Source organism: Mycobacterium kyorinense (genome assembly GCF_001672775.1).
Taxonomy (GTDB): domain Bacteria; phylum Actinomycetota; class Actinomycetes; order Mycobacteriales; family Mycobacteriaceae; genus Mycobacterium; species Mycobacterium kyorinense_A.
The window spans coordinates 1-25,237 of record NZ_LZKJ01000202.1; the positions used below are offsets into that span (position 1 = coordinate 1).

19 protein-coding genes and 2 pseudogenes are annotated in these 25,237 nt (G+C 66.9%); 6 read left to right on the forward strand and 15 right to left on the reverse strand.

All coding sequences use genetic code 11. The features are described from left to right. Positions 1–2 precede the first annotated feature (2 nt). Positions 3–110, forward strand: a pseudogene (locus tag A5707_RS25010) (mechanosensitive ion channel domain-containing protein); the annotation flags it as partial. A gap of 312 nt (positions 111–422) precedes the next feature. Here A5707_RS25010 and A5707_RS24710 read toward each other — a convergent pair. Beyond that, positions 423–1,004: pseudogene (locus A5707_RS24710) on the reverse strand (mechanosensitive ion channel domain-containing protein); the annotation flags it as partial. After that, positions 1,001–3,178 carry an adenylate/guanylate cyclase domain-containing protein gene (locus tag A5707_RS22825; RefSeq protein WP_065016714.1) on the reverse strand — a complete coding sequence of 726 codons (2,178 nt, stop codon included), beginning with the start codon at positions 3,176–3,178 and terminating at the stop codon, positions 1,001–1,003. The pseudogene A5707_RS24710 and the gene A5707_RS22825, both read right to left, overlap by 4 nt. 109 nt (positions 3,179–3,287) lie before the next feature. Here A5707_RS22825 and A5707_RS22830 point away from each other — a divergent pair, with 109 nt between their 5' ends. After that, positions 3,288–4,139: a PfkB family carbohydrate kinase gene (locus tag A5707_RS22830; protein ID WP_065016715.1), complete on the forward strand. Its 852-nt coding sequence runs from the start codon at positions 3,288–3,290 to the stop codon at positions 4,137–4,139. Between the two features lie 95 nt (positions 4,140–4,234). Then, positions 4,235–5,053 carry an enoyl-CoA hydratase/isomerase family protein gene (locus A5707_RS22835; protein WP_065016728.1) on the forward strand — a complete coding sequence of 273 codons (819 nt, stop codon included), beginning with the start codon at positions 4,235–4,237 and terminating at the stop codon, positions 5,051–5,053. A gap of 83 nt (positions 5,054–5,136) precedes the next feature. Here the strand turns inward: A5707_RS22835 and A5707_RS22840 are convergent, their stop codons facing one another. The 3 genes from A5707_RS22840 to A5707_RS22850 all read right to left on the reverse strand — a co-directional run bounded on the left by A5707_RS22840 (position 5,137) and on the right by A5707_RS22850 (position 9,630). Next, positions 5,137–7,179 (reverse strand): NAD(+) synthase, encoded by a 2,043-nt coding sequence (locus A5707_RS22840; RefSeq protein ID WP_065016729.1) that lies wholly within the window; start codon positions 7,177–7,179, stop codon positions 5,137–5,139. 78 nt (positions 7,180–7,257) lie between these two features. After that, the gene (locus tag A5707_RS22845; protein WP_065016730.1) at positions 7,258–8,388 is read right to left on the reverse strand and encodes a PPE family protein; all 1,131 of its coding nucleotides are present in this window, start codon (positions 8,386–8,388) and stop codon (positions 7,258–7,260) included. A 45-nt stretch (positions 8,389–8,433) separates the two neighbouring features. Beyond that, positions 8,434–9,630 carry a PPE family protein gene (locus A5707_RS22850; RefSeq protein WP_065016731.1) on the reverse strand — a complete coding sequence of 399 codons (1,197 nt, stop codon included), beginning with the start codon at positions 9,628–9,630 and terminating at the stop codon, positions 8,434–8,436. 529 nt (positions 9,631–10,159) lie between these two features. Between A5707_RS22850 and A5707_RS22855 the strand changes: the two genes are divergently transcribed. Both A5707_RS22855 and A5707_RS22860 read left to right on the forward strand, forming a co-directional pair. Continuing rightward, positions 10,160–10,699, forward strand: a complete 540-nt coding sequence (locus tag A5707_RS22855; protein WP_065016732.1) for a cysteine hydrolase family protein — start codon at positions 10,160–10,162, stop codon at positions 10,697–10,699. A 20-nt stretch (positions 10,700–10,719) separates the two neighbouring features. Beyond that, positions 10,720–11,583, forward strand: a complete 864-nt coding sequence (locus A5707_RS22860) for an NAD-dependent protein deacetylase (protein ID WP_065016716.1) — start codon at positions 10,720–10,722, stop codon at positions 11,581–11,583. Between the two features lie 28 nt (positions 11,584–11,611). On the opposite strand, the gene A5707_RS22865 is transcribed toward A5707_RS22860, so the two are convergent. Beyond that, the gene (locus A5707_RS22865) at positions 11,612–12,871 is read right to left on the reverse strand and encodes a cytochrome P450 (RefSeq protein ID WP_065016717.1); all 1,260 of its coding nucleotides are present in this window, start codon (positions 12,869–12,871) and stop codon (positions 11,612–11,614) included. Positions 12,872–12,966: 95 nt separating this feature from the next. Between A5707_RS22865 and A5707_RS22870 the strand changes: the two genes are divergently transcribed. Further along, positions 12,967–13,599: a TetR/AcrR family transcriptional regulator gene (locus tag A5707_RS22870; RefSeq protein ID WP_065016718.1), complete on the forward strand. Its 633-nt coding sequence runs from the start codon at positions 12,967–12,969 to the stop codon at positions 13,597–13,599. A 2-nt stretch (positions 13,600–13,601) separates the two neighbouring features. Here the strand turns inward: A5707_RS22870 and proB are convergent, their stop codons facing one another. The 9 genes from proB to A5707_RS22915 all read right to left on the reverse strand — a co-directional run bounded on the left by proB (position 13,602) and on the right by A5707_RS22915 (position 25,064). Then, positions 13,602–14,699 carry a glutamate 5-kinase gene (gene proB / locus A5707_RS22875; RefSeq protein WP_065016719.1) on the reverse strand — a complete coding sequence of 366 codons (1,098 nt, stop codon included), beginning with the start codon at positions 14,697–14,699 and terminating at the stop codon, positions 13,602–13,604. Continuing rightward, the gene (gene obgE, locus A5707_RS22880; RefSeq protein ID WP_065016720.1) at positions 14,696–16,132 is read right to left on the reverse strand and encodes a GTPase ObgE; all 1,437 of its coding nucleotides are present in this window, start codon (positions 16,130–16,132) and stop codon (positions 14,696–14,698) included. The genes proB and obgE overlap by 4 nt, the downstream gene beginning before the upstream one ends. An 82-nt stretch (positions 16,133–16,214) precedes the next feature. Continuing rightward, a complete protein-coding gene (gene rpmA / locus A5707_RS22885; protein ID WP_065016721.1) occupies positions 16,215–16,469 on the reverse strand; it encodes a 50S ribosomal protein L27 in 255 nt (84 codons plus the stop codon). Between the two features lie 14 nt (positions 16,470–16,483). After that, on the reverse strand, positions 16,484–16,795 hold the full coding sequence (gene rplU / locus A5707_RS22890; RefSeq protein WP_065016722.1) for a 50S ribosomal protein L21: 312 nt from the start codon (positions 16,793–16,795) through the stop codon (positions 16,484–16,486). A 206-nt stretch (positions 16,796–17,001) separates the two neighbouring features. Then, positions 17,002–19,734, reverse strand: a complete 2,733-nt coding sequence (locus tag A5707_RS22895) for an Rne/Rng family ribonuclease (protein ID WP_065016723.1) — start codon at positions 19,732–19,734, stop codon at positions 17,002–17,004. Between the two features lie 418 nt (positions 19,735–20,152). Next, positions 20,153–20,563, reverse strand: a complete 411-nt coding sequence (gene ndk / locus A5707_RS22900) for a nucleoside-diphosphate kinase (RefSeq protein WP_065016724.1) — start codon at positions 20,561–20,563, stop codon at positions 20,153–20,155. A gap of 75 nt (positions 20,564–20,638) precedes the next feature. Next, positions 20,639–20,977 (reverse strand): DUF4233 domain-containing protein, encoded by a 339-nt coding sequence (locus tag A5707_RS22905; protein ID WP_082969640.1) that lies wholly within the window; start codon positions 20,975–20,977, stop codon positions 20,639–20,641. Positions 20,978–21,012: 35 nt separating this feature from the next. Beyond that, positions 21,013–22,413 (reverse strand): bifunctional tetrahydrofolate synthase/dihydrofolate synthase, encoded by a 1,401-nt coding sequence (gene folC, locus A5707_RS22910; RefSeq protein ID WP_065016726.1) that lies wholly within the window; start codon positions 22,411–22,413, stop codon positions 21,013–21,015. Continuing rightward, positions 22,410–25,064, reverse strand: a complete 2,655-nt coding sequence (locus tag A5707_RS22915; protein WP_065016727.1) for a valine--tRNA ligase — start codon at positions 25,062–25,064, stop codon at positions 22,410–22,412. Before A5707_RS22915 ends, folC begins: the two co-directional genes overlap by 4 nt. Positions 25,065–25,237 lie beyond the last annotated feature (173 nt).

Below are 25,237 nucleotides of genomic sequence, written 5' to 3' on the forward strand. Positions count from 1 at the left end.
TCATGTTGTTCGAGCAGCCGTTCCGGATCGGCGACTGGCTGGACACCCCGACTGCCCGGGGACGCGTCGTCGAGGTGAACTGGCGAGCGGTCCACATCGAAACCGGCCGAGGAACGCAGATCATGCCCAACTCGGTGTTGGCCGGCACATCGTTTACCAATCTGAGCCGGCCGCCGGGCGCGCACACCCTGACCATCACGACCACCTTTTCGCCCGCCGACCCGCCCGATCGGGTGTGCGCGCTGTTGTCGCGCACCGCACGCGCGCTGCCGCAAGTCAAGACCGATGCCGTGCCCGCCTCGGTGGCGCGCGGCGGCGGCGAATACGCGACGACGGTCGGCCTCACCTCACCCGTCGACGACGGCGCAGCGCAGGCCACCTTCCTCCGCTGGATCTGGTATGCCGCCCGGCGCGAGGGCTTGCACCTCGACGACGCGTCCCCGGGCAGTCGGGGTGTCCAGCCAGTCGCCGATCCGGAACGGCTGCTCGAACAACATGAACAGGCCGGAGACGATTTGGCCCACCGAGTTCTGCAGCATCAGACCGATGACCACCGACGTCACACCCAGCGCGGTGAACAGGCCGCCGATCCGCACACCCCAGACGTAGGAGGAGATCAGCGCCAGCCCCACACCGATCAGCAGCAGGCGGGCGACGTCGAGGAAGATGGTCGGCACCCGTTTCCGCCACGATCCCGGCGGGGCAGCCTGGAACACGGTGGCGTCCAAGCCAGAAAGCAGCAGCACGAGCACGAGGAAGCCGAATACCGTCGCGAGGGTGCGTACCGAGGTGTACTGGCCGGGCACCTGCGCCGCCCCGACCAGCAGCACCAACAGCGCACCCAACGGAAGCAGATAGTTGCGCAGTAGGTTGACCGGCTTGGCGAGATAGCTCTGGCGGCGCAGGAGTACGTGATGCCATTCGGTGAGCACGATGAGCCCGACCGGCAGTCCGATCGCGACGCCGACGGCCCAGTAGAACCACGGAAACTCGAAGACGCTCACTGCCGCTCCGACAGTCGCCAGATGGGTTGGTCGGATCCGCTGACCGAGATGGTGCCGGCTGGGGTGAAGTGGTGCACGTCGGCCATCACGTCGTGGACGTGCGACGTGACGTAGATCCCGGGCTGCGGTGAGCCGCTGTGCATCTGGTAGGCCAAGTTCACCGCCGCGCCCCACATGTCGTAGACGACCGTCGATCGGCCCACCAGCCCGCTGACCACCTTGCCGGTGTTGATGCCGGCTCGAAGGGCGAGCTCGCCACCGGTTTGGCTGTTGAACCGATCGATGATGCGCTGCATTTCCAGCGCGAAGTCGACACTTCGGTTCACGTTGTCCAGTCGCGGGGTGTTCACTCCGCAGCTGGCCAGATAGCCGTTGTGCAGGGTGCGGATACGTTCGACGCCAAGGGTTTCCGCAGCCGAGTCGAACTGCCGAACCAGGTCGTCGACAACTCCGACCAACTCGCTGCCGGACAGGTGGCCCGACATTTCGTCAAGTCCGATGATGTCGGCAAAGATCACGCTGACGTCGGAGTGCTCCTGTGCAATGGTCTGCTCGCCTTCGCGGTAGCGCTGCACGACCGGCTCCGGCATCAGCGACCGCAGTAGGCGGTCGTTCTCTTTGCGCTGCTCGTTGAGCAGCTCTTCCTTGGTTTCCAGGTTGCGGCTCATGTCGTTGAAAGCCGCAGTCAGATCCCCGATTTCGTCTCGGGACGTAATCCGGATGGCGCCGCTGTAGTCCCCGGCGCTGATCCGTTGCACACCGGCCTCCAGGCGGCGGATCGGCCGGACGAATATCTGGGCCAGCAGGATCGCCGCTACGCAGATCGCGAAAATGATTGTGGTGGTGGCCAACACGAGCGTTTTGGTGAACGACTCGATCTTGGCGAATGCCTCGGAATTGTCTCTGGTAGCCAAGATCGACCAGCGCAGCTCCGAGTCCGGCACGTTCAGCGGCGCATAAGCCTGCAACTCCTTCTCGCCGAGATAGCCGGTGCCGGCCACAACGCCGGTCTGCCCGCGTTGAGCGTCACGAAGGCCCGCGGTCTGCACCGGCTGCACCAGCGTGGTGCCGCCTAACCGGATCGCTTGCTTCACCACGTCGGGCGGGGTGCCGCCGGCGATCGCGTCGTGTTCGTATTGCTTTGGGTCTTCGAGAAAAAGCCGCGAATCGGAGCGCATCAAATTGTCGGGTCCGGCCAAATAGGTCTCGGTGGTCTTGCCCACCCCGGCGGCCGCCCAGCGCTTGTTGGCGGTCATGATCTTGTTGATCTTCGAGGTCGGCAACGGCAGCGCCATCACCCCGTCGACTCGACCGTCGGTCCCGATCGGTGACACCAACCACGCGGTGGGCGCGCCGCGTTGCGGCTGGTACGACTGGAAGTCGGTGATCCAGACGAAGTCAATAGCGTTGGCGCCCAGCACTTTTTTGTACGCGTCACGCAAGTTGGATTCGCGGTACGGCCCGGCCAGGATGTTGGTGCCCAGGTCGGGGCCTTTGTTGACGGTGTAGACGACATTGCCGCGGGTGTCCAACAGCAAGGCATCCCGATATTCGAAGCGCGCGACGATTTCCCGGAAGAAGTCGTTGAATCGGGCGTTGGCAGCCGACCACGCGCTGCCGTCGCCGGCATCGTCGACTTTCCTCGAGTCAGCGTCTGACGTGAACGGGGCCGTGTAGTGGGCCTGAAGATACTTCTGCGCGTTCGACTTCGGTAACAGCGCGTCGAGATCGAGTTCATCGCCGGTCGTCTGCTTGATCGGCTTGATGAGTTCGTTGTTGTAGTAGGTGGCCAGCGCCCGCTGCTGCCCGGGGTCGATCGGCGCGTTGTCAAGCTGATCGAATCCGGCGGCGAACGCCTGAACCGCGTCGACCGCAGTGAAGTCGCGGCTGTGGATGATCAGCGAGTTCGTCAGGTCGGCGAACAACGTCTCGATCGCGCGCTTCTGCGAGGCGCGCAATTCGATCAACCGGTCAGACGCCGCGTGGCGTAATGCGCTGCGGCCGGCTCCGTACTCGATGATCGCGATGATCCCCACCGATGCGATACCCGACACCAAAAGCATCACCATCAGCTTGGACTGGATGCTTACCCGGGACAGCAGCCGCGGCCGACGTCGACCCTTCGTGGTCGGGCCATGTTCCCCGTCGGGTTCTGCCGGCTCCCGCGATGTCAATCGGCTTCCTTCCGCTCGTACAGCTAAGAGAAACGGGCCACGCTGCAGACTAACGCGGCGGGCATGCGCCTCGTTGTGCATCGGCGTGCGACTCCATAACGTCGGCCGAATGACAACCCGAGTGTGCGTGGTGGGCAGCGTGAACATGGACACCGTGCTCGACGTCGATTCGCTGCCGCGACCGGGCGAAACCGTGTTGGCCACCTCAGCGCGGTCGACGCCCGGCGGCAAGGGCGCCAATCAAGCGGTCGCGGCGGCGCGCGCCGGCGCCCGGGTGCGGTTCGTCGGCGCGGTGGGCGACGACGCGGCGGCCGCACCGCTGCGCGCGCATCTCGCCGACAACAGCGTGGACACCAGCGGGCTGCGTGCGCTGGCAGGTCCCAGTGGATCCGCGGTGGTGATGGTGGACAGCACAGGTGAGAACGCGATCGTCGTCGCTCCGGGCGCCAACGGACGGCTGACGCTGGACCCAGACGAGTTCCGGGCCGTCGTCGTCGACTGCGACGTGGTGTTGGTGCAGCTGGAGATTCCGGTCGCCACGGCTATCGCAGCCGCCCGGGGAGCACGCGCGGTCGGCGCGATCGTCATGGTCAACGCCTCCCCGCCCGCCGCGGATCTGGGTGAGCTGGCCGAACTCACCGACGTGTTGATCGTCAACGAGTCCGAAGCCGAGCGCTGGGTGTGGCCGGTGACGCATCGGGTGGTCACCCGCGGCGCCGCCGGCGCCAGCTACCGCGGTGACGGCGACGACATCACGGTTCCGGCGCCGACGGTGGAGGTTGTCGACACCGCCGGGGCCGGTGATGTGTTCGCCGGCGTGCTCGCCGCCGGGTGGGCCTCCGGTCGCGACTACGCATTGCGGCGCGCGTGCGCGGCCGGGGCGCTCGCGACGCTGGTGCCCGGCGCCGGCGACTGCGCACCGCTGGGCGAGGCCATCGACGACGCGGTGCTCGACGACTGAGCTATGGTCACCTCGCGCCACGCGACCCGTGGCGATCGCAAGTGCGGCGTAGCCCGGCGCAGCGGGTCGCCACCAACTCACCCAAAGGAGAGTTGATGCCCGAGAGCAGTCCACGTCCGCCCGAGGGCGACTGGTTGGGAACGAAGTTCCTGAAGTTCACCCGCGAAGGGCCGTTCGGAGTCGTCACGCTGGACCGTCCCGAGGCGCGCAACGCGATGACGCCGGCGATGTACTTCGGCATCCGGTATGCGATCACCCATGTCAACGCCGACGCCGAGCTGGCGGGCCTGCTGATCACCGGCACCGGCGACGTGTTCGCGCCGGGCGGTGACCTCGGCGGTGGCGGCGACGACAACTGGATGCAGTGGGGCTCGGCGCTGTCACTGGATATCACGCCGTTCGACACGCTGCGCAAGTCGGCCAAGCCGGTGGTCTCGGCGGTCAACGGGCTGTGTCAGGGCGGCGGGCTGCAGATCGCGATGTGCAGCGACGTCGCGGTGGTCAGCGACCGCGCGACGTTCCGGGTCCCCGAGCTCTACCGCGGGATCGCCGACACGTATTACAGCCAAATGTTGGCCCGCATCATCGGCCCGATCCGCACCCGCGACTTGATGTTGACCGGGCGAACGCTGACTGCGGCGGAGGCCGTCGAATGGGGCATGGTCGCGCGGATGGTGCCGCATGAGCAGTTGATGGATGCCGCGCGGGAGGTGCTGGGTCAAGCGTGTCGTACCGCGCCCGCCGCGCGCCGGGTCGTCAAAGCCAGCCTGGACAACTACCTGGGGCTGTACGACCGGATCGGGATGGAGGCCAGCATCGAAGGGCCCGAGGCCGTCGAGGGCTTTGTGGCGTTCCGCGAGCGGCGGTCGCCGAACTGGGTGCATCCCGATCTGCGGGTCGACGGCCGGCTGTAACCCCCCTTTCCGTCGAACGTCGAGTTGTTGCGGCGAAACGGGGCGATCTCGCCCGACAACTCGACGCTCGGCAAACCGGCGAACTAGTCCTCGGGTATCTCGCGCTCGATCTCCTCGAGCCAGGCCCGCGCAGACATGTCCGAGGGTGCTCGCCAGTCCCCACGCGGTGACAGCGAACCGCCATGAGAAACCTTGGGCCCATTGGGTAGAGCCGAGCGCTTGAACTGGCTGAACGAGTAGAACCGCTGCACGAAAACCTGCAGCCAGCGCCGGATTTCACTCAGTGAGTACGACGGCCGCTTGTTCTCCGGGAAGCCCGTCGGCCAGTCACCCCGGTCGGGATCGCTCCAGGCGTGCCACGCCAGAAACGCGATCTTCGACGGCCGGAACCCGAACCGCAGAATCTGAAACAGCGAAAAATCCTGCAGCACATACGGTCCGACTTTGGCCTCGCTACTCTGGATTTCTTCGTCCTCGCCGGCAGGCACCAGTTCCGGCGTGATTTCGGTGTCCAGGACCGACTGCAGGGTGGTGCACACCTCCTCGTCGAACTGGCCAGACGAAATCACCCAGCGAATCAGATGCTGAATCAGCGTCTTGGGCACGCCACCGTTGACGTTGTAGTGCGACATTTGGTCGCCCACACCGTATGTCGACCACCCCAGCGCCAACTCCGACAGATCGCCAGTGCCCAGCACGATGCCACCATGCTGGTTGGCCAGCCGGAACAGGTAGTCGGTACGCAGGCCGGCTTGCACGTTCTCGAACGTGACGTCGTAGACCTTCTCCCCACGCGCGAATGGGTGATCCATGTTGGTGAGCATCAGGCGGGCGGTGTCGCTGATGTCAATCTCTTCGAACGTGACGCCCAGAGCTCGCGACAACCGAATCGCGTTGCCCTTGGTGCGATCGCCGGTGGCGAATCCCGGCAGCGTGAAAGCCAAAATGTCGCTGCGAGGCCGATTTTCCCGGTCCATGGCGCGTGCAGCGACGATCAGCGCATGCGTCGAGTCCAGCCCGCCGGAGATCCCGATGACGACCTTCGGGTATTCCAGCGCCCGCAGTCGCTGCTCAAGCCCGGCGACCTGAATGTTGTAGGCCTCGTAGCAGTCCTGTTCCAGTCGGTTCGGGTCGGACGGCACGAACGGAAACCGCTCGACCGCGCGCTGCAGCCCGAGGTTGCCGACCGGCGGGTCAAGCCGGAACTCGATGCGCCGGAACGACTCGGCCAGATCGCGGTGGTGGCGCCGGTTGTCGTCAAACGTGCCCATCCGCAGCCGTTCGGAGCGCAGCAGTTCAAGGTCGACGTCGGCGACGCTGCGGCGCTCGCCTTTCGGGAAGCGCTCCGACATCTCGAGGAGTACACCGTTCTCCCAGATCATGGTCTGGCCGTCCCAGGCCAGGTCGGTAGTCGACTCCCCTTCTCCGGCAGCGGCATACACGTACGCGGCCAGACACCGCGACGACGCCGAGCGGGCCAGCAGGCAACGGTCCTCGGCGCGACCGATCGTGATCGGGCTGCCCGACAAGTTGGCCAGCACCGTCGCACCGGCCAACGCGGCTTCGGCGCTGGGCGGAACCGGCACGAACATGTCCTCACAGATTTCGACGTGCAACACGAAGTCGGGCACATCAGCTGCCGCGAACAACAAGTCGGGCCCGAACGGGGCCTGCATATCGCCGATCCAGACCGTGCCGCGCTCGTCGTCGCCGGCGGCAAGCTGCCGACGCTCGTAGAACTCCCGATAGGTGGGCAGGTAGGACTTGGGCACCACACCGAGCACCACCCCGCGGTGGATGACGACAGCGGTGTTGTAGATCCGGTGCCGGTAGCGCAGCGGCGCACCCACGACCAGGACCGGCGACAGATCAGAGGAGGCCACCACGAGGTCGAGCAGGGCGTTCTCGACCGCATCCAGCAGGACGTCTTGCAGCAGGATGTCCTCAATGGAGTAGCCCGTCAGCGTCAACTCCGGAAAAACAGCCAGCCCGACACCGTCGTCGTGGCACTCCCGGGCGATCCCCAGCACCGAGTCCGCGTTGGCCGCCGGGTCGGCGATCGTCGTGTGATGGGTGCACGCGGCGACGCGGAAGAACCCCTGGCTGTAAATGTTGTAGAAGTCCATCGTCTTCATATTGCCCTGTGGCCGACCTCGCTACGCATCAGCGGGCCGCGCGATTTTCTCGGCGGCGCCAGCCCAGGGTTATCCGCCGACGGCAGGACGGGGAATTTTGTAGCGTCGGTCTCTCATCCGGAACACGGCGTTGCCGGTGCGACGCCCGGCGACGTTGCTCATGGGCCCGAGGACACCGGGGGTCCCGCCCGGCGTGCCCATCGGCGGGTTCGCCGCCCACGCCGGCAGCGCCCGAAATGCCGTTGGACGTAGCGGTGTACCGGCGTCGACGGGCTCCGGAGCCGCTGCCGCCCAACCCTGCGGAACGGACAATTTCCCCACCCGATCGGCGGTGTTCACCCCGGCAAGCACCTCGCCACGAACTCCTCCGGTCGCCGGTGCGGTCGACGCGGCCGTGATGGCGTGGGTGGCCGCGGGGGCGGCGGACTTGGCCGCCTGGAGTGCAGCCAACTGAGCGCCGGTGACGAAGTTTCCGGCCTGAAATACGGAGTAGGCGGTCGTCTGTCCCAGGCTCAGGGGGCCAAGAAGCGTATTGACAGCGCCGACGGCGCTGACGAGCGAGGACGACGGCGCTGCGCCGGAGCCGCCCGATGCCAGCGTTTGCAGCTGTGGCGGGACTGCCGCCATCAGCTGCGGCAGGGCGGTCTGCGCGTGTTCGGCAGACGAGGTGCTGACGGCGTGGGCGACGGCGGCGGCCTGGGCGGATTGGCCGGTGGGGTTGGTGGTCTGCGGCGGCTCGCTGAACGGCGTCAGCATCGCCGCTGCCGAGGACGCGGCGGCATAGCCGTACATGGCGGCGGCATCCTGCGCCCACATCTCGGCGTAGGCCGCCTCCGTGGCAGCGATCGCCGGGGTGTTCTGCCCGAAGAAATTGGTGGCGACCAGCGTCGCCAGCTGAGTGCGGTTCGCCGCAACCACCATCGGGGGAACCGTGGCGGCGAATGCGATTTCATAAGCCGCCGCTGCTGCCCGCGCCTGTCCGGCGGCCTGCTCGGCCTGCGCTGCCGTCGTCGTCAGCCACGCCACATACGGTGCGGCCGCCCCGGCCATGGCGTCCGCCGTTCCGCCCGACCAGCTCTGGCCGGTTAACTCCGAGATCACTGCGGAGTAGCCGGCCGCATAGGAGTCCAGTTGGGCGGCCAGTGCGTCCCACGCCGACGCGGTCGCCATCATCGGCCCGGCTCCGGGACCGGCATACATTCTGGCCGAGTTGACCTCGGGCGGCAGCGCCCCGAAATCCACCGCCTACCCGCCGAAGGTGGGACGGGGCATCTGGAAGCGGCGCGGCGCGACCTTCAAGACGCTGCTGACCGAAGACCGCGCCAACACGCCCGCCATCGGGCCCACGCCCGCGACCGGAGCCCCCGCGGCCGTGCCCGCCGCCGCGGTCTCCTCCAACGGCGCGGCGGCCCCGAGATCCATTTCCGACATCCATAACGGCTCTTCGACAGCGCTGGCCACCGGCGTTGCCGACGCCCAACTCTGCGGGACGGACAAACCGCCGATCGGTGCCGCCCGGCCCACACTGGCGAGCACCGGGCTACGAACGACTTCGGGAACCAACGCCTTGGCCCCGACCATCGCGGCGCTGGTACGCGCTTCAGGCAGGCTGCCGGCCGCCTGGAGGTTGGATCGGAAGATCGCGCTTCCAAAGCTTCCCGCCGACGTGATCGTGCGGCTGACGGCATTGCCGAAACTAATGGGCCCGGTCAGGGTGTTGAAGTTACTGAAGGCCGTCAGGATCGACGATGGCACCGGCGAGGCGGCTGACACCGAAGGCCCTGCCGCGGACAAGGTTTGCAGCTGTTGCGGAACCGCCGACATGAGCTGCGACAGGGTGGCCTGAGATCGTGTGGCGGTCGAGGTGGCCATCGCCTGCGCCACCGCAGCGGTCTGCTGCGATTGCCCCGCGACATTTGTGGTCTGCGGCGGCTCGCTGAACGGTGTCAGCATCGTCGCCGTCGACGAGGACGCGGCGTAGCCGTACATCGCCGCGGCGTCCTGCGCCCACATTTCGGCGTAGGCCGCCTCGGTGGCCGCGATTTGCGTGGTGTTTTGCCCGAAGATGTTGGTCGCGACCAAGTTCGTCAATTGGGTGCGGTTCGCGGTGACCAACGCTGGCGGCACAGTTGCGGCGAACGCGGTTTCGTAGGCCGCCGCCGCCGCCCGCGCCCGAGTGGCGGCCTCTTCGGCCTTCGCCCCGGCGGCCGTCATCCAGGCCACATACGGCGCGGCCGCATCGGCCATGGCGTTCGATGCACTTCCTGACCAGCCTTCGCCGACCAGCCCGGAAATCACCGCCTCATAGCCGCGGGAAACCGATTCCAACTGGCCCGCGAGGGCATCCCACGCCGAAGCCGCGGCCATCATCGGCCCCGAGCCCGCGCCGGCGTACATCCGGCTCGAGTTGACCTCGGGGGGCAGCGCCCCGAAATCCAGCATCAGCATTCCCCTTCTCAGCTATGTCGTGAGGCCCGATGGCACCAAGTTGCAAACAGTTCGACATCAAGATTTCTGCGCGTGCCGCGGATCTGCAGCACGCGTTCGCGATGCGAGCGAGAATTCCTCCGGACGTCAAGGCTTCGCGGCTACCAAGCTCCATCCAGCTAAGGCGGTCGAGTTTCGTTCTGCGGCAACCAATCCGCTCAACCGCACGGTTCGGAGAGGCAAGCACGCGACAACACCAGTCAACCGGACCATACGTGACGTGAAGACCCGACGACTGTCGGCAGCCATCCAAGCCGACGCACGAACTCTCCTCGCCAGCAAACCCGGTGCGTAGTACGGCTGACGGTGGGCTGTGAACAACCTGCGTGGTAGATGTACGTGTCGATCAGGTGAATTGCAGGTTGCCGGCCGGCGAGCAATCTGGGCAAAGGCCCCCGAGAGTTTCGATCTGGTTGATCTTAAAAGGCCGAGGACACTTTTACCCGACCGGTGTCAACGGTCGCCCATGGGGTATCAAGACGTCATGAGCGACACCGCTGTGCTCGTCGTCGACATGCTGAACAGCTACGAGCATCCCGACGCCGAACTGCTGACTCCAAACGTGGAAAAAATTATCGAGCCGCTGGCTGACCTGGTTCGGCGGGTACGCGAACGCGACGACGTCGACCTGGTGTATGTCAACGACAACTACGGCGATTTCACCGCGGAATTCTCCGACCTCGTCGACTCCGCGCTGCAGGGCGCGCGCCCGGATCTGGTGGAACCAATCGTGCCGCGCCCCGGCTGCCGGATGGTGACCAAAGTCCGGCACAGCGTCTTCTACGCCTCTCCGCTGGAGTATCTGCTCAGCCGGCTGGGCACCAAGCGGGTGATCCTAACGGGACAGGTCACCGAGCAATGCATCCTCTACAGCGCGCTGGACGCCTTCGTGCGCCACATCCCGGTCGTGATCCCCACCGATACCGTCGCGCACATCGACGCCGAGCTCGGTGCGGCGGCGCTGAAGATGATGGAATCGAATATGGATGCCGAGTTGACCTCGGCCGCCGACTGCCTGGATTGATCGGACGTAGTGTCGGACGGGTGGAAACCCCCGAGCTGGTCGCGGCGCTGAGCCATCGCCGTGTGGCGGTGCTGACCGGCGCGGGGCTGTCCACCGATTCGGGTATCCCCGACTACCGCGGGCCAGATTCTCCGCCCAGCAATCCGATGACGATCCGCCAGTTCGTCGGCGATCCGAAGTTTCGACAGCGCTATTGGGCTCGCAACCACGTCGGCTGGCGGCACATGGACACCACACTGCCCAACGCGGGGCATCGAGCGCTGGCCACGCTGGAGCGGGCCGGCGTGGTGACCGGGGTGATCACCCAAAATGTCGACTTGCTGCACACCAAGGCCGGCAGCGCGGTGGTGATCAACCTGCATGGCAGCTACGCCCAAGTGGTGTGCCTGAGTTGCGGACACACCATGAGTCGTGCGGCGCTGGCCGAGAAGCTGGAAGCACTCAACCCGGGCTTTATCGAGCGGGCTGAGGCCGTCGGTGGCTTGGCGGTGGCTCCCGACGCGGATGCCGTCGTCGTCGACACCGATTCTTTTCGTTACCGCGATTGTCGCTGCGGCGGCATGCTCAAACCCGACATCGTCTACTTCGGCGAAAATGTACCGAAAGGCCGTGTCGCCCAGGCGTACTCACTGCTCGACGACGCCGATGCGCTGTTGGTGGCCGGATCGTCGCTGACCGTCTTCTCCGGCTACCGCTTCGTGCGGCACGCCGCCGCGCGCGGCATCCCGATCGCCATCGTCAACCGGGGAGTGACTCGCGGCGACGATCTGGCCACGGTCAAAGTCGACGGCGGCTGCTCGGAGTTGTTGACACTATTGGCCGCCGAGTTGACCTTCCGCTCGTCGAGTGTGGACTTGTGTCACGGTTTCAGCCAAAAAGCGTGACACAAGGCCACATTCGGCGCGTGACGCGTCAGAACGTGCAGGGCATGTGGCGGATGCCGTGAATGAAGTTGCCCGCCAGGTAGTCTGGCGTTCCGGCCGAGATATCCGGTAGCGCTCGGAGCAATTCGCCGAAGATCGCGCGCAACTGCGCCCGCGCCACATGGGTGCCCAGGCAGTAATGTTGCCCGCCGCCACCAAAACCCACGTGCGGGTTGGGGTCTCGGCTCAAGTCGAACCGGTCCGGCTGGTCGAACACCGTGTCGTCCCGATTGCCGGAGGAATAGAACATCGCCACCTTCTCACCGGCCCGGATGGTCTGACCGCCCAGCTCGTAATCGGCTGCGGCCGTACGCCGGAAGGTCATCACCGGTGTCGCATAACGGATGAACTCCTCGACCGCCATCCCGATGCGGTTGTCGAAATCCTCCAGCAGCCAAGCCCGTTGCTCCGGGAAGTCGGTGAGCGCCTTCAGTGCATGGCTGGTGGTCTGCCGGGTGGTGTCGTTACCGGCCACGGCGAGCAGCACAAAGAACGCGGCCACGTCGGCATCGGTCAGCCGGTCGCCGTCGACTTCGGCGTTCACCAGGCTGCTGAACAGGTCGTCGACGGGGTGTTCGCGGCGCTCGGCGGCCAGCCTGCCGGCGACTTGATGCAGATACGTCACGCCTTCGAACATGACCTGCATCGGGTTGCGGCCGTCGAGATAGACCGGATCGTTGATCGACACCAAAGCATCGGCGTGATGGGCGACCTGCTCACGCTCGGAGTCGGGAATGCCCATCATGTCCGACAGCGTGCGCAGCGGCAGTTCCTTGGCGCAGTGCTCGACGAAGTCGGCGCCGCTTCCCGCGGCGCGGAGTTCCGCGACGATGGACTTGGCGGCGGCTTTGATCGAGTCCTCGATACGCCTGACCTGCCGAGGAGTGAACGCAGCACTGGCCAGCTTGCGCAGCATGGTGTGCCGGGGCGGGTCCATGGCCAGAAACGACTGCGTGCTTTCCAGCAACTCTTCGGGAAAGTTCTCGAACATCACGCCCTTGCCGGACAAGAACACCTCGTTGGTGCGGCTCACCGTGACGATGTCGGCGTGCCGGGTGATCGCCCAGTAACCGGGGTCGTCGGGGTCGTTCAGCATGGCGTCTTCCACCGGCGGATGCCAGCTCACCGGCCGTTCGGCTCGCAGCACAGCGAACGAGCGCTCCCGTTCGGCGGCGGTGGTGGCCCAGAACGCCCGCGAGGACAAGTCGATCGGATCGTAGGTACGGGCGGCGGCTGACGTCGCGGTCATGGTGGATCCTTCGTGGGCTATGACTCGGATCACAGCACCATAATTTAGACACTGTGTCTAGTCAAGATGTCGGTACATCGATTAAGCTTCGACGCATGCCGTCGGTGACCCGTAGGCCGCAGGCCAAGCGGCAGGAACGGCGCCAACAGATCGAGCGCCGGCTGCTGGACGCCACCGAGCGGCTGATGCGCGACGGCGCGAGCTTCACCGAGTTGTCGGTGGACCGGTTATCGGGGGAGGCCGGGATCTCGCGCGCCAGCTTCTACATCTACTTCGAAGACAAGGGCGATCTCGTACGCCGCCTCGCCGGGCAGGTGTTCGGGGATCTCGCCGAAGCCGCCGAACGCTGGTGGAGCGTGGCGTGGCGCCACGACCCCGACGACGTCCGCACCGCGATGACGGCCATCATCGCCAGCTATCGCCGTCATCAACCACTGCTGGTGGCGCTCAACGAGATGGCGGCCTACGACCCGCTGGTGAACGCGGCCTACCGCGACCAGCTGACCGGTATTTCGGCGCGGGTGGCCCGGGTCATCGAGGACGGCCAGGCCGACGGGTCTATCCGCAGCGCGCTCCCCGCGGCCACCACGGCCAGTGCGCTGACCTGGATGGTCGAGCGGACCTGCCAACAGAATCTTCCGGGCAGCCCATCCACCCGCGACACCGAGTTGGCCACCGCATTGACCGAAATCGTCTGGGGCGCGCTGTATTTGGAGCGGATCCCGTAGCGCTACACCGCAACGAGATCATCGGCGTGCACGACGGGCCGACGCAATTCGGTGGGTAGCTCGGAGGTCGACCGGCCGATCATCGTGGCGAGTTCCGCAGCGTCATAGGCGACGACGCCGCGGGCCACCATGACGGTGTCCGGGTCGCGCAGCTCGACGACGTCGCCGCCGTGAAAGCGCCCTGACAGCGCGGTGATACCCGCCGGGAGCAGGGAACGACGTTGCTCCACAACGGCTTTCACCGCGCCCTCGTCCAGCGTCAGCGAGCCGGCCGAGTCGGCGGCGTAACGCACCCAGAACCGGCGCGCCGACATCCGCTGCGGCCGCGCGGCGAACACGGTGCCCACCGAGGCGTCTCCCAGGGCGGTCGCGGCGTCGGCGGCGGCGGCCAATAGCACCGGCACTCCCGCGTCGGCGGCCAGCGTCGCCGCAGACACCTTCGAGGCCATGCCACCCGTGCCCAGATGGCTGCTCTGGCCGGCCACTACGCCATCGAGATCGGCAGGGTCGGAGACTTCGGCGACGAAGGACGCCGAGCCTTTCCGGGGGTCGGAGTCGTAGAGGCCGTCGATGTCGGAGAGCAACACCAGCGCGTCGGCGCCGACCAGGTGGGCCACCAGTGCCGAGAGCCGGTCGTTGTCACCGAATCGGATCTCGTTGGTGGCCACCGTGTCGTTCTCGTTGACGATGGCCACCGCGTGCAGCGCCCGCAACCGATCCAGCGTGCGCTGAGCATTGGTGTGCTGCACCCGCATCGAAATGTCCTGTGCGGTCAGCAGGACCTGCCCGACCGTGCGCTGATAACGGGCGAACGCCGCGCTCCACGAGTTCACCAGCGCCACCTGCCCCACACTGGCCGCTGCCTGCTTGGTTGCCAAATCCGTTGGCCGACGGTGTAATCCAAGCGGTTCGATGCCGGCGGCAATAGCTCCGGAGGAGACGATGACCACGTCAGAGCCGGCTTTCATGCGCGCTTCGATCGCGTCGGCGAGGCCGGCCAGTCGCCCGGCGTCGAACACCCCTGTCGAGGTGGTCAACGCGGTGGTGCCGATTTTGACCACGACGCGACGGGCGCCGCGGACGGCGTCGCGCGCGGTCATGAGTCGTGCTCGCGACGACGGCGACGGGCCGCTTTGCGTTCGGCGGCGCCGACGCGCTCGGTGCGCTCCAGGCGTGCGTCCGTGCCACGGCCCGACAGTGCGACGTCCACACCGGCGGGGGTCTGCGGCTCCCAGTCGAAGGTCATCTCGCCGATCGTGACCGCACAACCCGGTTGTGCGCCCAGCCGCAGTAACTCGTCCTCGACGCCCAACCGCGCCAACCGGTCCCCCAGATAACCAACCGCCTCGTCGTTGTCGAAGTTGGTCTGGGCGATCCAGCGTTCGGGCCGCGCGCCACGCACCACAAACCCGCCGTCGCCGTCGGGCGCCACGGTGAAGCCGGTCTCGTCGACAGGGATCGGGCGGATCACCGGCCGTCGCGGCGCCAACACCGGCTGCGCGGCCTGATACTCGGCAACCATGTCGGCCAACGCGAATGTCAACGGCTGCAAGCCCTCCCGCGCCACCGTCGAAACAGTGAACACAGGCCAGCCCCGCTCGGCGATGTCGTTGTGGACGAACTCGGCGAGTTCGCGGGCCTCCGGCACGTCGATCTTGTTGAGGACCACCGCCCGTGGCCGCTCGGCGAGGTCGCCGAGCATCGAATCACCTTGCAGGGTGGGGGTATAGGCGGCCAATTCGGCCTCCAGCGCGTCGATGTCGGAGACCGGATCGCGGCCCGGCTCGGCGGTCGCGCAGTCGACGACGTGCACCAGCACCGCGCACCGCTCGATGTGCCGCAGAAAATCCAGCCCCAAACCGCGGCCCTGCGACGCGCCCGGGATGAGCCCGGGTACGTCGGCGACAGTGAACGTGCGCTCCCCCGCCGAGACCACCCCGAGATTGGGCACCAGCGTGGTGAACGGGTAGTCGGCGATCTTGGGCTTGGCCGCCGAAATCGCCGATACCAGAGACGATTTGCCGGCTGACGGAAACCCGATCAGGCCGACGTCGGCGACGGTCTTGAGCTCCAGCGTGAGGTCGCGGGCCTGCCCCTTCTCGCCGAGCAGCGCAAAGCCGGGCGCCTTGCGGGCCCGCGACGCCAGCGCTGCATTGCCCAGCCCGCCGCGTCCGCCGGCAGCGGCGTCAAAGCGGGCGCCGGCGCCGACCAAGTCGGCCAGCAACCGGCCACGCTCGTCGAGCACGACGGTGCCGTCGGGCACCTTGATCTCCAGATCCGCGCCGGCCGCGCCGTCGCGGTGGCCGCCCATGCCCTGCTTGCCCGACGGCGCGACGATATGCGGGCGGAAGTGGAAGTCCAGCAGAGTGTGCACTTGCGGGTCGACGACAAGCACGACGCTGCCGCCCCGGCCGCCGTTGCCGCCGTCGGGACCGCCGAGCGGTTTGAATTTCTCGCGATGTACTGACGCGCAGCCGTTACCGCCAGAGCCTGCCCGCACGTGGATGACGACGCGATCGACAAACCGAGGCATCGGGGATCCTCTCACCCGTCGACTGTGAAGCTGTTGCGAAAATTCTGCCCAGAATTCGCAACAGCTTCACACTCGCGAAGTCTTAGGCCTCCGGGACGATGTTGACCATCTTGCGGCCACGCTTGACGCCGAACTCGACGGCACCGGCCGCCTTGGCGAACAGCGTGTCGTCGCCGCCGCGACCGACGTTGACGCCCGGGTGGAAATGCGTGCCACGCTGGCGAACCAGGATCTCACCGGCCTTGACGACCTGACCACCAAACCGCTTGACGCCCAGCCGCTGGGCGGCGGAATCGCGACCGTTGCGTGAGCTTGAAGCGCCCTTCTTGTGTGCCATGGTGTGGTCTCCTGCTACTTGATGCCGGTGACCTTCAGGACCGTCAGCTGCTGACGGTGACCCTGACGCTTGTGGTAGCCGGTCTTGTTCTTGAACTTGTGGATGCGGATCTTGGGTCCCTTGGTGTGCTCGAGCACCTCACCGGTCACGGCGACTTTGGCCAGGGCGCTGGCGTCGGTGGTGACCGTGGCGCCGTCGACGACCAGGGCAACCGGTAGCGACACCTTCGCGCCGGGCTCGGAGTCGAGCTTTTCGACCTTGACGACGTCTCCGACCGCGACCTTGTACTGCTTACCGCCGGTCTTGACGATTGCGTAGGTCGCCATCGTTACGTATACCTCTTTTTCTCGTTCTTCTGGCCCTTGCGGGCGCCGCGCAACCACCGGTGCGCAGCGGGTCGGGGGGTGTGCCGGCCAACAACGGCCTGGCGACAACTGCTCAAGGTTACGTGACCAGCGGCGACGGGGTCAAACCGGCCCGGTTCGACGGCGGCGACCCGCCGCGCCCGGCTACGCCGCGCTCGCGATAGCCGCTACTCGTGCGTCGGTGGGCCGGCCGGCCGTGCTGCGGCCCGACGCCGCCGGGGCCGCTCGGCGGCCGGTGCGCTGGGGGCGTCGGCCTCGTCGGAGTCCTGCTCGGAGTCGACATCGAGGTCCTCGTCGAGGTCGAGATCCTCTTCTTCGTCGTCGTCGGCGCCGTCGTCGTCGAGGTCCTCGTCTTCGATGTCCTCGTCGTCGTCGAGTTCGACTTCGTCGTCATCGTCGTCTTCGTCGGTGTCCTCGAAGTCGCCGTCGTCCAGATCATCCTCGGCGACCTCTCGGGCCACCTGCTCTTCGACGGGCTCATCGGCGTCTTCTCGGCCTTCCCCGACCGCCTCATCGGTGAGCTCCGAGTCGTCGGTGTCCTCGTCATGGCGACCATTGGCCGCGGCCATCGCCTTGAACATCGGATGCTCGCCGGGTGCATGGGCAGGCACCTTGGCCACCACGGTGTCCTCGGTCTTGTTCTTCTTCGACCGCCGTCCGCGTCGTCCGCCCTCGGATTTGCGGCCGGTTCCCGAGCTGGAGTCGACGGGATCGGCGTGCAGTGTGATGCCGCGGCCATTGCAGTGCGGGCAGGTGGTCGAGAAGGCCTCGATCAGCCCGGTGCCCAGCCGCTTGCGGGTGAGCTGCACCAGGCCCAGCGAAGTCACCTCGGACACCTGGTGGCGGGTGCGGTCCCGGGCCAGCGCCTCGGTCAGCCGTCGCAGCACCAGGTCGCGGTTGGACTCCAGCACCATGTCGATGAAGTCGATGACGACGATCCCGCCGATGTCGCGCAGCCGCAGCTGGCGGACGATCTCCTCGGCAGCTTCCAGGTTGTTCTTGGTGACCGTCTGCTCGAGGTTGCCGCCCGAACCGGTGAACTTGCCGGTGTTGACGTCGACGACGGTCATGGCCTCGGTGCGGTCGATCACCAGCGTGCCGCCCGAGGGCAGCCAGACCTTGCGGTCCATCGCCTTGGCCAGTTGCTCGTCGATGCGGTGCACCGCGAACACGTCGGGTCCGGAACCGCCATCCGAACCGGCCGCGGCCTCGTACTTGTTCAGCTTCGAAACGAGTTCGGGCGCAACCGAATTCACATAGTCGTTGATGGTTTTCCAGGCTTCGTCGCCGGAGACGATCAGTTCGGCGAAGTCTTCGTTGAACAGGTCGCGGATGACCTTGACCAGCACGTCGGGCTCTTCGTAGAGCGCGACGGCGGCGCCGGCGGCTTTCTCCTTGGTCTCGGCGGCGGTGGTCTCGATCTGCGTCCAGCGTTCCTGCAGGCGGTTGACGTCAGCGCGGATGTCTTCCTCTTTGACGCCTTCGGAGGCGGTGCGGATGATCACGCCGGCGTCGGGCGGCACCACTTCCCGCAGAATTTCCTTGAGCCGCTGGCGCTCGGTGTCGGGAAGCTTGCGGCTAATCCCGGTCGACGAGGCCCCCGGCACGTACACCAGATAACGGCCCGGCAGCGACACCTGGGTGGTCAGCCGCGCGCCCTTGTGCCCGACCGGATCCTTGCTGACCTGCACCACGACGTAGTCGCCGGGTTTGAGAGCCTGTTCGATTTTGCGGTTGGCCCCGCCCAGGCCGGCGGCTTCCCAGTTCACTTCACCGGCGTAGAGCACGCCGTTGCGGCCGCGGCCGATGTCGACGAACGCCGCCTCCATCGAGGGCAGCACATTTTGCACGATGCCCAGATAGATATTGCCCACCAACGAGGCAGATGCGGCCGAGGTGACGAAGTGTTCGACGACGATGCCGTCCTCGAGCACGGCGATCTGGGTGTAGCGGGCGCCGGGGTGTGGCGGTTCGGTGCGGACCTTGTCGCGCACCACCATCACCCGTTCGACGGCCTCGCGGCGGGCCAGGAACTCGGCCTCGCTGAGCACCGGGGGCCGGCGGCGGCCGGCGTCACGGCCGTCGCGGCGGCGCTGTCGTTTGGCCTCGAGCCGCGTCGAGCCGTTGATGCCCTGGATTTCGGAGTTGTCGTCGGCGTCGCTGCTCTTGTCGGCGCGTGGGGCGCGCTCGTGCACCACGGTGTTGGGCGGATCGTCCGGCGACGGGCTGTCGTCGCCGTCGTCTGACGAACCGGTCTTGCGACGACGACGGCGCCGGCGGCGCCGGTTGCCGGCCTCTGTCGACCCGTTCTCGTCGTCGCCGCTGTCGGCGTCGTCGGACTCGCCACCGTCGGTAGCGGCCGAATCCTGTTCGGTCTCGGCATCGTCGGACTGGCCGCGGTTGTCCGGTCCGCCTTGTTCGCCGCGGCCGCGGCCACGACCGCGCCGCCCGCGGCGGCGCCGGCGGTTGGCCGGGCGATCGGTCTGCTCGTCGTCGGTGTCTTCGTCGTCGTCGTCTTCGGCGTCGTCATCAGCCGAATCGCCGCTGTCGGTCGTCTCGATCGGCTGCGGCGCGACGAACAGCGGCATGTATTCGGGGCGCTCAACCGTCGTTTCGAGCATCAGCCGGGATTCGGGCTCGTCTGACGCAGCGGCCGTGGCCGCCTCGGTCTCTCCTGGCTGCGCGGCGGCCAGCAGGTCGCGCACCCGGACGGCGTCGACGCGATCCACGCTGGAATGCGCGCTGCGGATCCGCCCGTCGAGCTCGGTGAGCGCGTCGAGCACCCGCCTGCTCGTTGTGCCCAGCGCCCGGGCCAGCGAATGGACCCTTAGCCGGTCGGGTAGGTCCTCGTGCCGGGACGCGTCTTCTGGAAGGTCTGAGGTTGGGGCATCGTCTATCACGTAATCTCCTCAAGCCCCCGGGCGCGTCGTGCAGACGCGGCCACGCGAGGGCTTCGCTATGTACCCGGGTCACTTCTCCCGGGCTTGTGATGGTCTCGCCCCGAGCGGCTCGTATGGAACCCACCCGGCGCCGGTCTGAATGATGGCTGGACACTCGGCGCCGCACCGCGGATCGCGATGGTCGCGCTTGTCTAAGTCTTCATTCGGGCTTCGGACGCCGGTCCGGCGACGTTCACCCGTCTTCCAGTATCCCATACGGTCGACTCGAGACGGACCAAGTGCGCCGACTAAGGCCCCACCGGCGGTTGCCGAGTCTGCGGCCAGCCCGTCGAGCCTGCGTCCAGGGTGCAAATCTGCGAGGACCGACGCCCTCAGCGCAGACTCGGCGCCAGCAGCGCAGGCTCGGCGGCGAGCCGAGCTACTGCTCGGAAAACCAGAGCGCGATCTCGCGTTCGGCCGACTCCACCGAATCCGAGCCGTGCACCAGGTTGAACTGGGTTTCCAGCCCGAAATCGCCGCGGATGGTGCCGGGGACGGCCTTCTCCACCGGATCGGTAGCCCCGGCGAGTTGCCGCACCGCCGCGACGGCTCGCGGCCCCTCCACGATGGCCGCGACCACCCCGCCCGAAGTGATGAATTCCAGCAGGGCGTCGAAAAACGGTTTGCCGTCATGCTCCGCATAGTGATCGCGAGCCAGGCTCTCGTCGACGTCGCGCAGTTCCAGTGCCGCGATCGTCAGACCTTTGCGCTCGATCCGGCCCAGGATCTCGCCCACCAGGCGCCGCTGCACGCCGTCGGGCTTGATCAACAGCAAAGTCCGCTCGGTCATAAGTGCCGCTCCTCGTCATGGGTGCGCACTGCCTCGTCGCTGGCGCGGGTCACGGCGGACAAGCGTACCGGCTGTTCAGTCCGGGGGTTGCTGCTGGCCGGGCAACATGCCGTGTTGCTGGCGACGTAAAACCTCGGCACGGAAATACGCGATCAGCGCCCACACACCGCCGAAGACCAGCCCGATGAACCCGATGCCGGGGTAGACCAGGAACCCGGCGATGAGCACCAACTGCGCGGCCAGGTTGACCCAGATGGCCCACGGCCGTCCCTGCAGCCCGGCCAACAGGACCAAGAGCACGGCCAGACCGATCAGATACCCCAATGCGACCGGGGTAAGGCCGCCGCCGACCGCGCCGACGACCGGCAGCGCCAGCAGCACCACGATCGCCTCCAAGATCAGGGTGCCGGCCATCACGCCGCGAAAGCTCTTCCAAGGGTCCGGTGCGCTCACGCCGGATCCTTGCCGAACAAGGTGCGGGCCGCGCCGGCGGTGACCACCGACCCGGTGACGACGATTCCGGTCCCGGAGAACGCATCGGTGTCGGCGCCTGCCTCGTCCACCAGCGCGGTCGCCGTCTCGATCGCGTCGGACAGGTTCACGGCGGTATCGACGCGGTCGGGGCCGAAGCGTTGCTGGGCGGTCAACGCCAACGTTTCGACGTCCAGCGCTCGCGGAGATCCGTTGTGAGTCACCACGATTCGATGCAGCACCGGCTCCAGCGCAGCCAGGATGCCGTCGACGTCCTTGTCGGCCAGCACGCTGATGACCCCGACCAGAAACTGGAAGTCGAACTCGTCGGCCAAAGTCTGGGCCAGTGCGGCCGCCCCGGCGGGATTATGCGCGGCGTCGATGAACACCGTCGGCGCGCTGCGCATGCGTTCCAACCGGCCCGGGCTGGTGACGGCGGCGAAGCCGGCGCGCACCGCGTCGACGTCGAGCTGACGGTCCTTGCCGGCACCGAAAAACGCCTCGACCGCGGCCAACGCCACCGCGGCGTTGTGGGCCTGGTGTTCGCCGTGCAGGGGCAGGTGGACGTCGGAGTACACCCCGCCCAGCCCCTGCAGCTCAAGCAGCTGCCCGCCGACCGCAACCTGGCGGCTCAGCACGGCGAATTCGGAGTCCTCACGCGCCACGGCGGCGTCGGCGCGCACCGTTTGCGCCAGCAGCACCTCCATGGCCTCGGGGACCTGCCGGGCGATGACCGCGACGGTGTCCGGCGCACCGACTTCGGCTTTGGTGATGATGCCGGCCTTTTCGCCGGCGATCCCGCCAATGTCCTCTCCGAGATATTCGACGTGGTCGACGCTGATCGGGGCGATGACGGCCACCGGTGCGTTGATCACGTTGGTGGCGTCCCACCGGCCGCCCAGCCCAACCTCGATGACACCCACGTCGATCGGCGCGTCGGCGAACGCGGCGAACGCCATGGCGGTGAGGACCTCGAACTTGCTCATCGCCGGCCCACCTGCGGCCTGCGACTGCTGATCGACCATCTGCACAAACGGCTCAATCTCACGGTAGGTCGCCACATACTGCGCCGGGCTGATCGGCGTGCCGTCGATGGCGATGCGCTCGATGGCCGACTGCAGATGCGGGCTGGTCGTGCGGCCGGTGCGCCGGTGCAGCGCGGTCAAAAGCGCATCGACCATCCGCGCCACCGACGTCTTGCCGTTGGTGCCGGCGATGTGGATCGACGGATAGCTGAGTTGCGGCGAGCCGAGCAGATCCATCAGCGCGCTGATCCGCGTCAAACTGGGCTCGATTTTGGTTTCCGGCCAGCGCTGGTCGAGCAGATGCTCGACCTGCAGCAGCGACGCGATCTCGTCGGGTGTGGGTGGTGCGCTCACATCGCGGCCAGGCGGCTGGTGATCCGATCCACTTCTTCGCGGGCCACTCGCTGCCGGTCGCGGATCTTGTCGACGACGGCCGCGGGCGCCTTGGCCAGGAAGGCCTCGTTGTCGAGCTTGGCGCTGGTGCCGGCCAATTCCTTGTGGGCGGCGGCCAGATCCTTCTCCAGGCGGCGGCGTTCGGCCTCGACGTCGATGGTGCCTGAGGTGTCGAGTTCGACCACCACGGTGGAACTGCTGAGTCGGACCTCGACAGAGGCCGACGGGCTGAAATCGGCGCCGGGTGCGGTCAACCACGCCAGCGACGTCACTGCGGGCACTTGTCCGTCCAAATCCCCGATTCCCGACAACCGCGCGGGCACCTTCTGCCGGTCGGCCAGGCCTTGATCGCTGCGAAACCGGCGAACCTCGGTCACCAATTTCTGCATATCGGCAACGCGTTGTGCGGCAATCGGATCGAGGGTCACCCCGGAGGACTGCGGCCAGTCGGCGATCACCAGCGACTCCCGACCGGTCAAGGCTTGCCACAGCGTCTCAGTGATGAACGGGATCACCGGATGCAGCAGCCGCAGCAGCGTGTCCAGCACGACGGCGAGCACCGCGTTGGTGTGCTCCAGCCCGGCGGACAACTGCGTCTTGGCCAGTTCGACGTACCAGTCGCAGAATTCGTCCCAGGTGAAGTGGTACAGCGACTCGCAGGCCCGGCTGAATTCGTAGTTGTCGAACGCTGAATCGACTTCGGCGCGCACCTCTTCCAGCCGACCCAGAATCCATCGATCGGCGTCGGTCAGCGCGTCGGATGCGGGCAGCGGCGCCAGTGCGGCGCCGTTGAGCAGCGCAAAGCGGGTGGCGTTAAACAGCTTGGTGCCGAAGTTGCGCGACGCCCGGACATGGTCTTCGCCCAGGGACAGGTCTCCGCCGGGGCTGGCGCCGCGGGCCAAAGTGAACCGCAGCGCGTCAGCGCCGAACTTGTCCACCCAGTCCAGCGGGTCGATGCCGTTGCCCTTCGACTTGCTCATCTTGCGACCGAACTCGTCGCGGATCAGGCCGTGCAAATACACATCGGTGAACGGCACCTGCGGCCCGCGACGGCCGTGCAGGGTGATCGCGTCGTCGTCGCCGACAAAGGTGCCGAACATCATCATCCGGGCCACCCAGAAGAACAGGATGTCGTACCCGGTAACCAAAACGCTTGTGGGGTAAAACTTCTCCAACTCGGGCGTGTGCTCGGGCCAGCCCATGGTGGAAAACGGCCACAGCGCCGAGGAGAACCAGGTGTCCAGGACGTCATGGTCCTGCTCCCAGCCCTCGGGCGGTGTCTCGTCGGGTCCAACGCACACCTGTTCGCCGTTGGGCCCGTGCCAGATCGGGATGCGGTGGCCCCACCACAGTTGTCGCGAAATGCACCAGTCGTGCATGTCGTCGACCCAGCCGAACCAGCGGGGCTCCAGGCTGGCCGGATGAATCACGGTGTCGCCGTTGCGTACTGCGTCACCCGCGGCTTTGGCCAGCGATTCCACTCTGACCCACCACTGCAGGGAGAGCCGTGGCTCGATCGGTTCACCCGTGCGTTCGGAATGTCCCACGCTGTGCAGGTAGGGCCGCTTCTCGGCCACGACCCTGCCCTGCTCGGCCAACGCTTCGCGCACCGCCACCCGGGCCTCGAACCGGTCCATCCCGTCGAATTGCGTTCCGGTGCCCGCAATCCGGCCCTTGCTGTCCATGATCGTGAGCATCGGCAGTTGGTGGCGCAAACCGATCTCGAAGTCGTTCGGGTCGTGCGCCGGCGTGACTTTGACTGCGCCGGTGCCGAATTCGGGGTCGACGTGCTCGTCGGCGACGACGACGAGCTGCCGGTCCACGAATGGGTGCGGCAGCGTGGCACCCACCAGGTCCCGGTAGCGCTTGTCGTCGGGATGCACCGCGATCGCGGTGTCGCCCAGCATCGTCTCCAGCCGGGTGGTGGCGACCACGATGTGCGGCCCGTCGAGGAGGCCGTAGCGAAACGACACTAACTCGCCTTCGACGTCTTCGTATCGGACTTCGAGGTCGCTGATCGCGGTTTCCAACTCGGGCGACCAGTTGACCAGCCGCTCAGCCTGATAGATCAGCCCCGCGTCGTAGAGCCGTTTGAACATGGTCCGCACCGCCCGCGACAGACCGTCGTCCATAGTGAACCGGTCGCGGCTCCAGTCGACGCCGTCGCCGAGCCGACGCATCTGGGCGCCGATGGTGCCGCCGGAGTCATGCTTCCAGTCCCACACTTTGTCGACGAACAGCTCGCGGCCAAAGTCCTCTTTGGTCTTGCCGTCGACGGCGAGTTGCTTTTCCACCACGATCTGGGTGGCGATGCCGGCGTGGTCCATGCCCGGCAGCCACAGCACCTCATAGCCCTGCATCCGCTTGCGGCGGGTCAGGACATCCATCAGGGTGTGGTCCAGCGCGTGTCCCATGTGCAGCTCGCCGGTGACGTTGGGCGGCGGCAGCACGATCGAATAGCCGGGTTTGGCGCTGGTCGCGTCCGCGGTGAAGTACCCGGCGTCCACCCAGCGCTGGTAGATCGCGTCCTCGACCGCGCCCGGCTCCCACGATTTGGGCAGCAAAGCGGGCGAGATCCTCGGCGGACTGTTCGGCGGCAAGAAGTAACGCATCGCACAAGGGCGGCGGTCGGTGTCGGTGCGGCGCCTTCTTAGAATTGAGCGGTGACCGCCAGCCCTACGCCCCCGATCAGCACCCGGGGCGAAGCCCTGCCCAAATCGTGGGAGCCGGGCGCGGTCGAGGACGCGATCTACCAGCGCTGGGTGGACGCCGGGTACTTCACCGC

Bases quoted from the DNA above. Each gene is read 5' to 3' on its own strand.
- A5707_RS22830 (WP_065016715.1), top strand. From the start codon at position 3,288: ATGACAACCCGAGTGTGCGTGGTGGGCAGCGTGAACATGGACACCGTG.
- A5707_RS22835 (WP_065016728.1), top strand. From the start codon at position 4,235: ATGCCCGAGAGCAGTCCACGTCCGCCCGAGGGCGACTGGTTGGGAACG.
- A5707_RS22840 (WP_065016729.1), bottom strand. From the start codon at position 7,179: ATGGACTTCTACAACATTTACAGCCAGGGGTTCTTCCGCGTCGCCGCG.
- A5707_RS22845 (WP_065016730.1), bottom strand. From the start codon at position 8,388: ATGTATGCCGGTCCCGGAGCCGGGCCGATGATGGCGACCGCGTCGGCG.
- A5707_RS22850 (WP_065016731.1), bottom strand. From the start codon at position 9,630: ATGCTGGATTTCGGGGCGCTGCCCCCCGAGGTCAACTCGAGCCGGATG.
- A5707_RS22855 (WP_065016732.1), top strand. From the start codon at position 10,160: ATGAGCGACACCGCTGTGCTCGTCGTCGACATGCTGAACAGCTACGAG.
- A5707_RS22865 (WP_065016717.1), bottom strand. From the start codon at position 12,871: ATGACCGCGACGTCAGCCGCCGCCCGTACCTACGATCCGATCGACTTG.
- A5707_RS22870 (WP_065016718.1), top strand. From the start codon at position 12,967: ATGCCGTCGGTGACCCGTAGGCCGCAGGCCAAGCGGCAGGAACGGCGC.
- proB (WP_065016719.1), bottom strand. From the start codon at position 14,699: ATGACCGCGCGCGACGCCGTCCGCGGCGCCCGTCGCGTCGTGGTCAAA.
- obgE (WP_065016720.1), bottom strand. From the start codon at position 16,132: ATGCCTCGGTTTGTCGATCGCGTCGTCATCCACGTGCGGGCAGGCTCT.
- rpmA (WP_065016721.1), bottom strand. From the start codon at position 16,469: ATGGCACACAAGAAGGGCGCTTCAAGCTCACGCAACGGTCGCGATTCC.
- rplU (WP_065016722.1), bottom strand. From the start codon at position 16,795: ATGGCGACCTACGCAATCGTCAAGACCGGCGGTAAGCAGTACAAGGTC.
- ndk (WP_065016724.1), bottom strand. From the start codon at position 20,563: ATGACCGAGCGGACTTTGCTGTTGATCAAGCCCGACGGCGTGCAGCGG.
- A5707_RS22905 (WP_082969640.1), bottom strand. From the start codon at position 20,977: ATGGCCGGCACCCTGATCTTGGAGGCGATCGTGGTGCTGCTGGCGCTG.
- A5707_RS22915 (WP_065016727.1), bottom strand. From the start codon at position 25,064: ATGCGTTACTTCTTGCCGCCGAACAGTCCGCCGAGGATCTCGCCCGCT.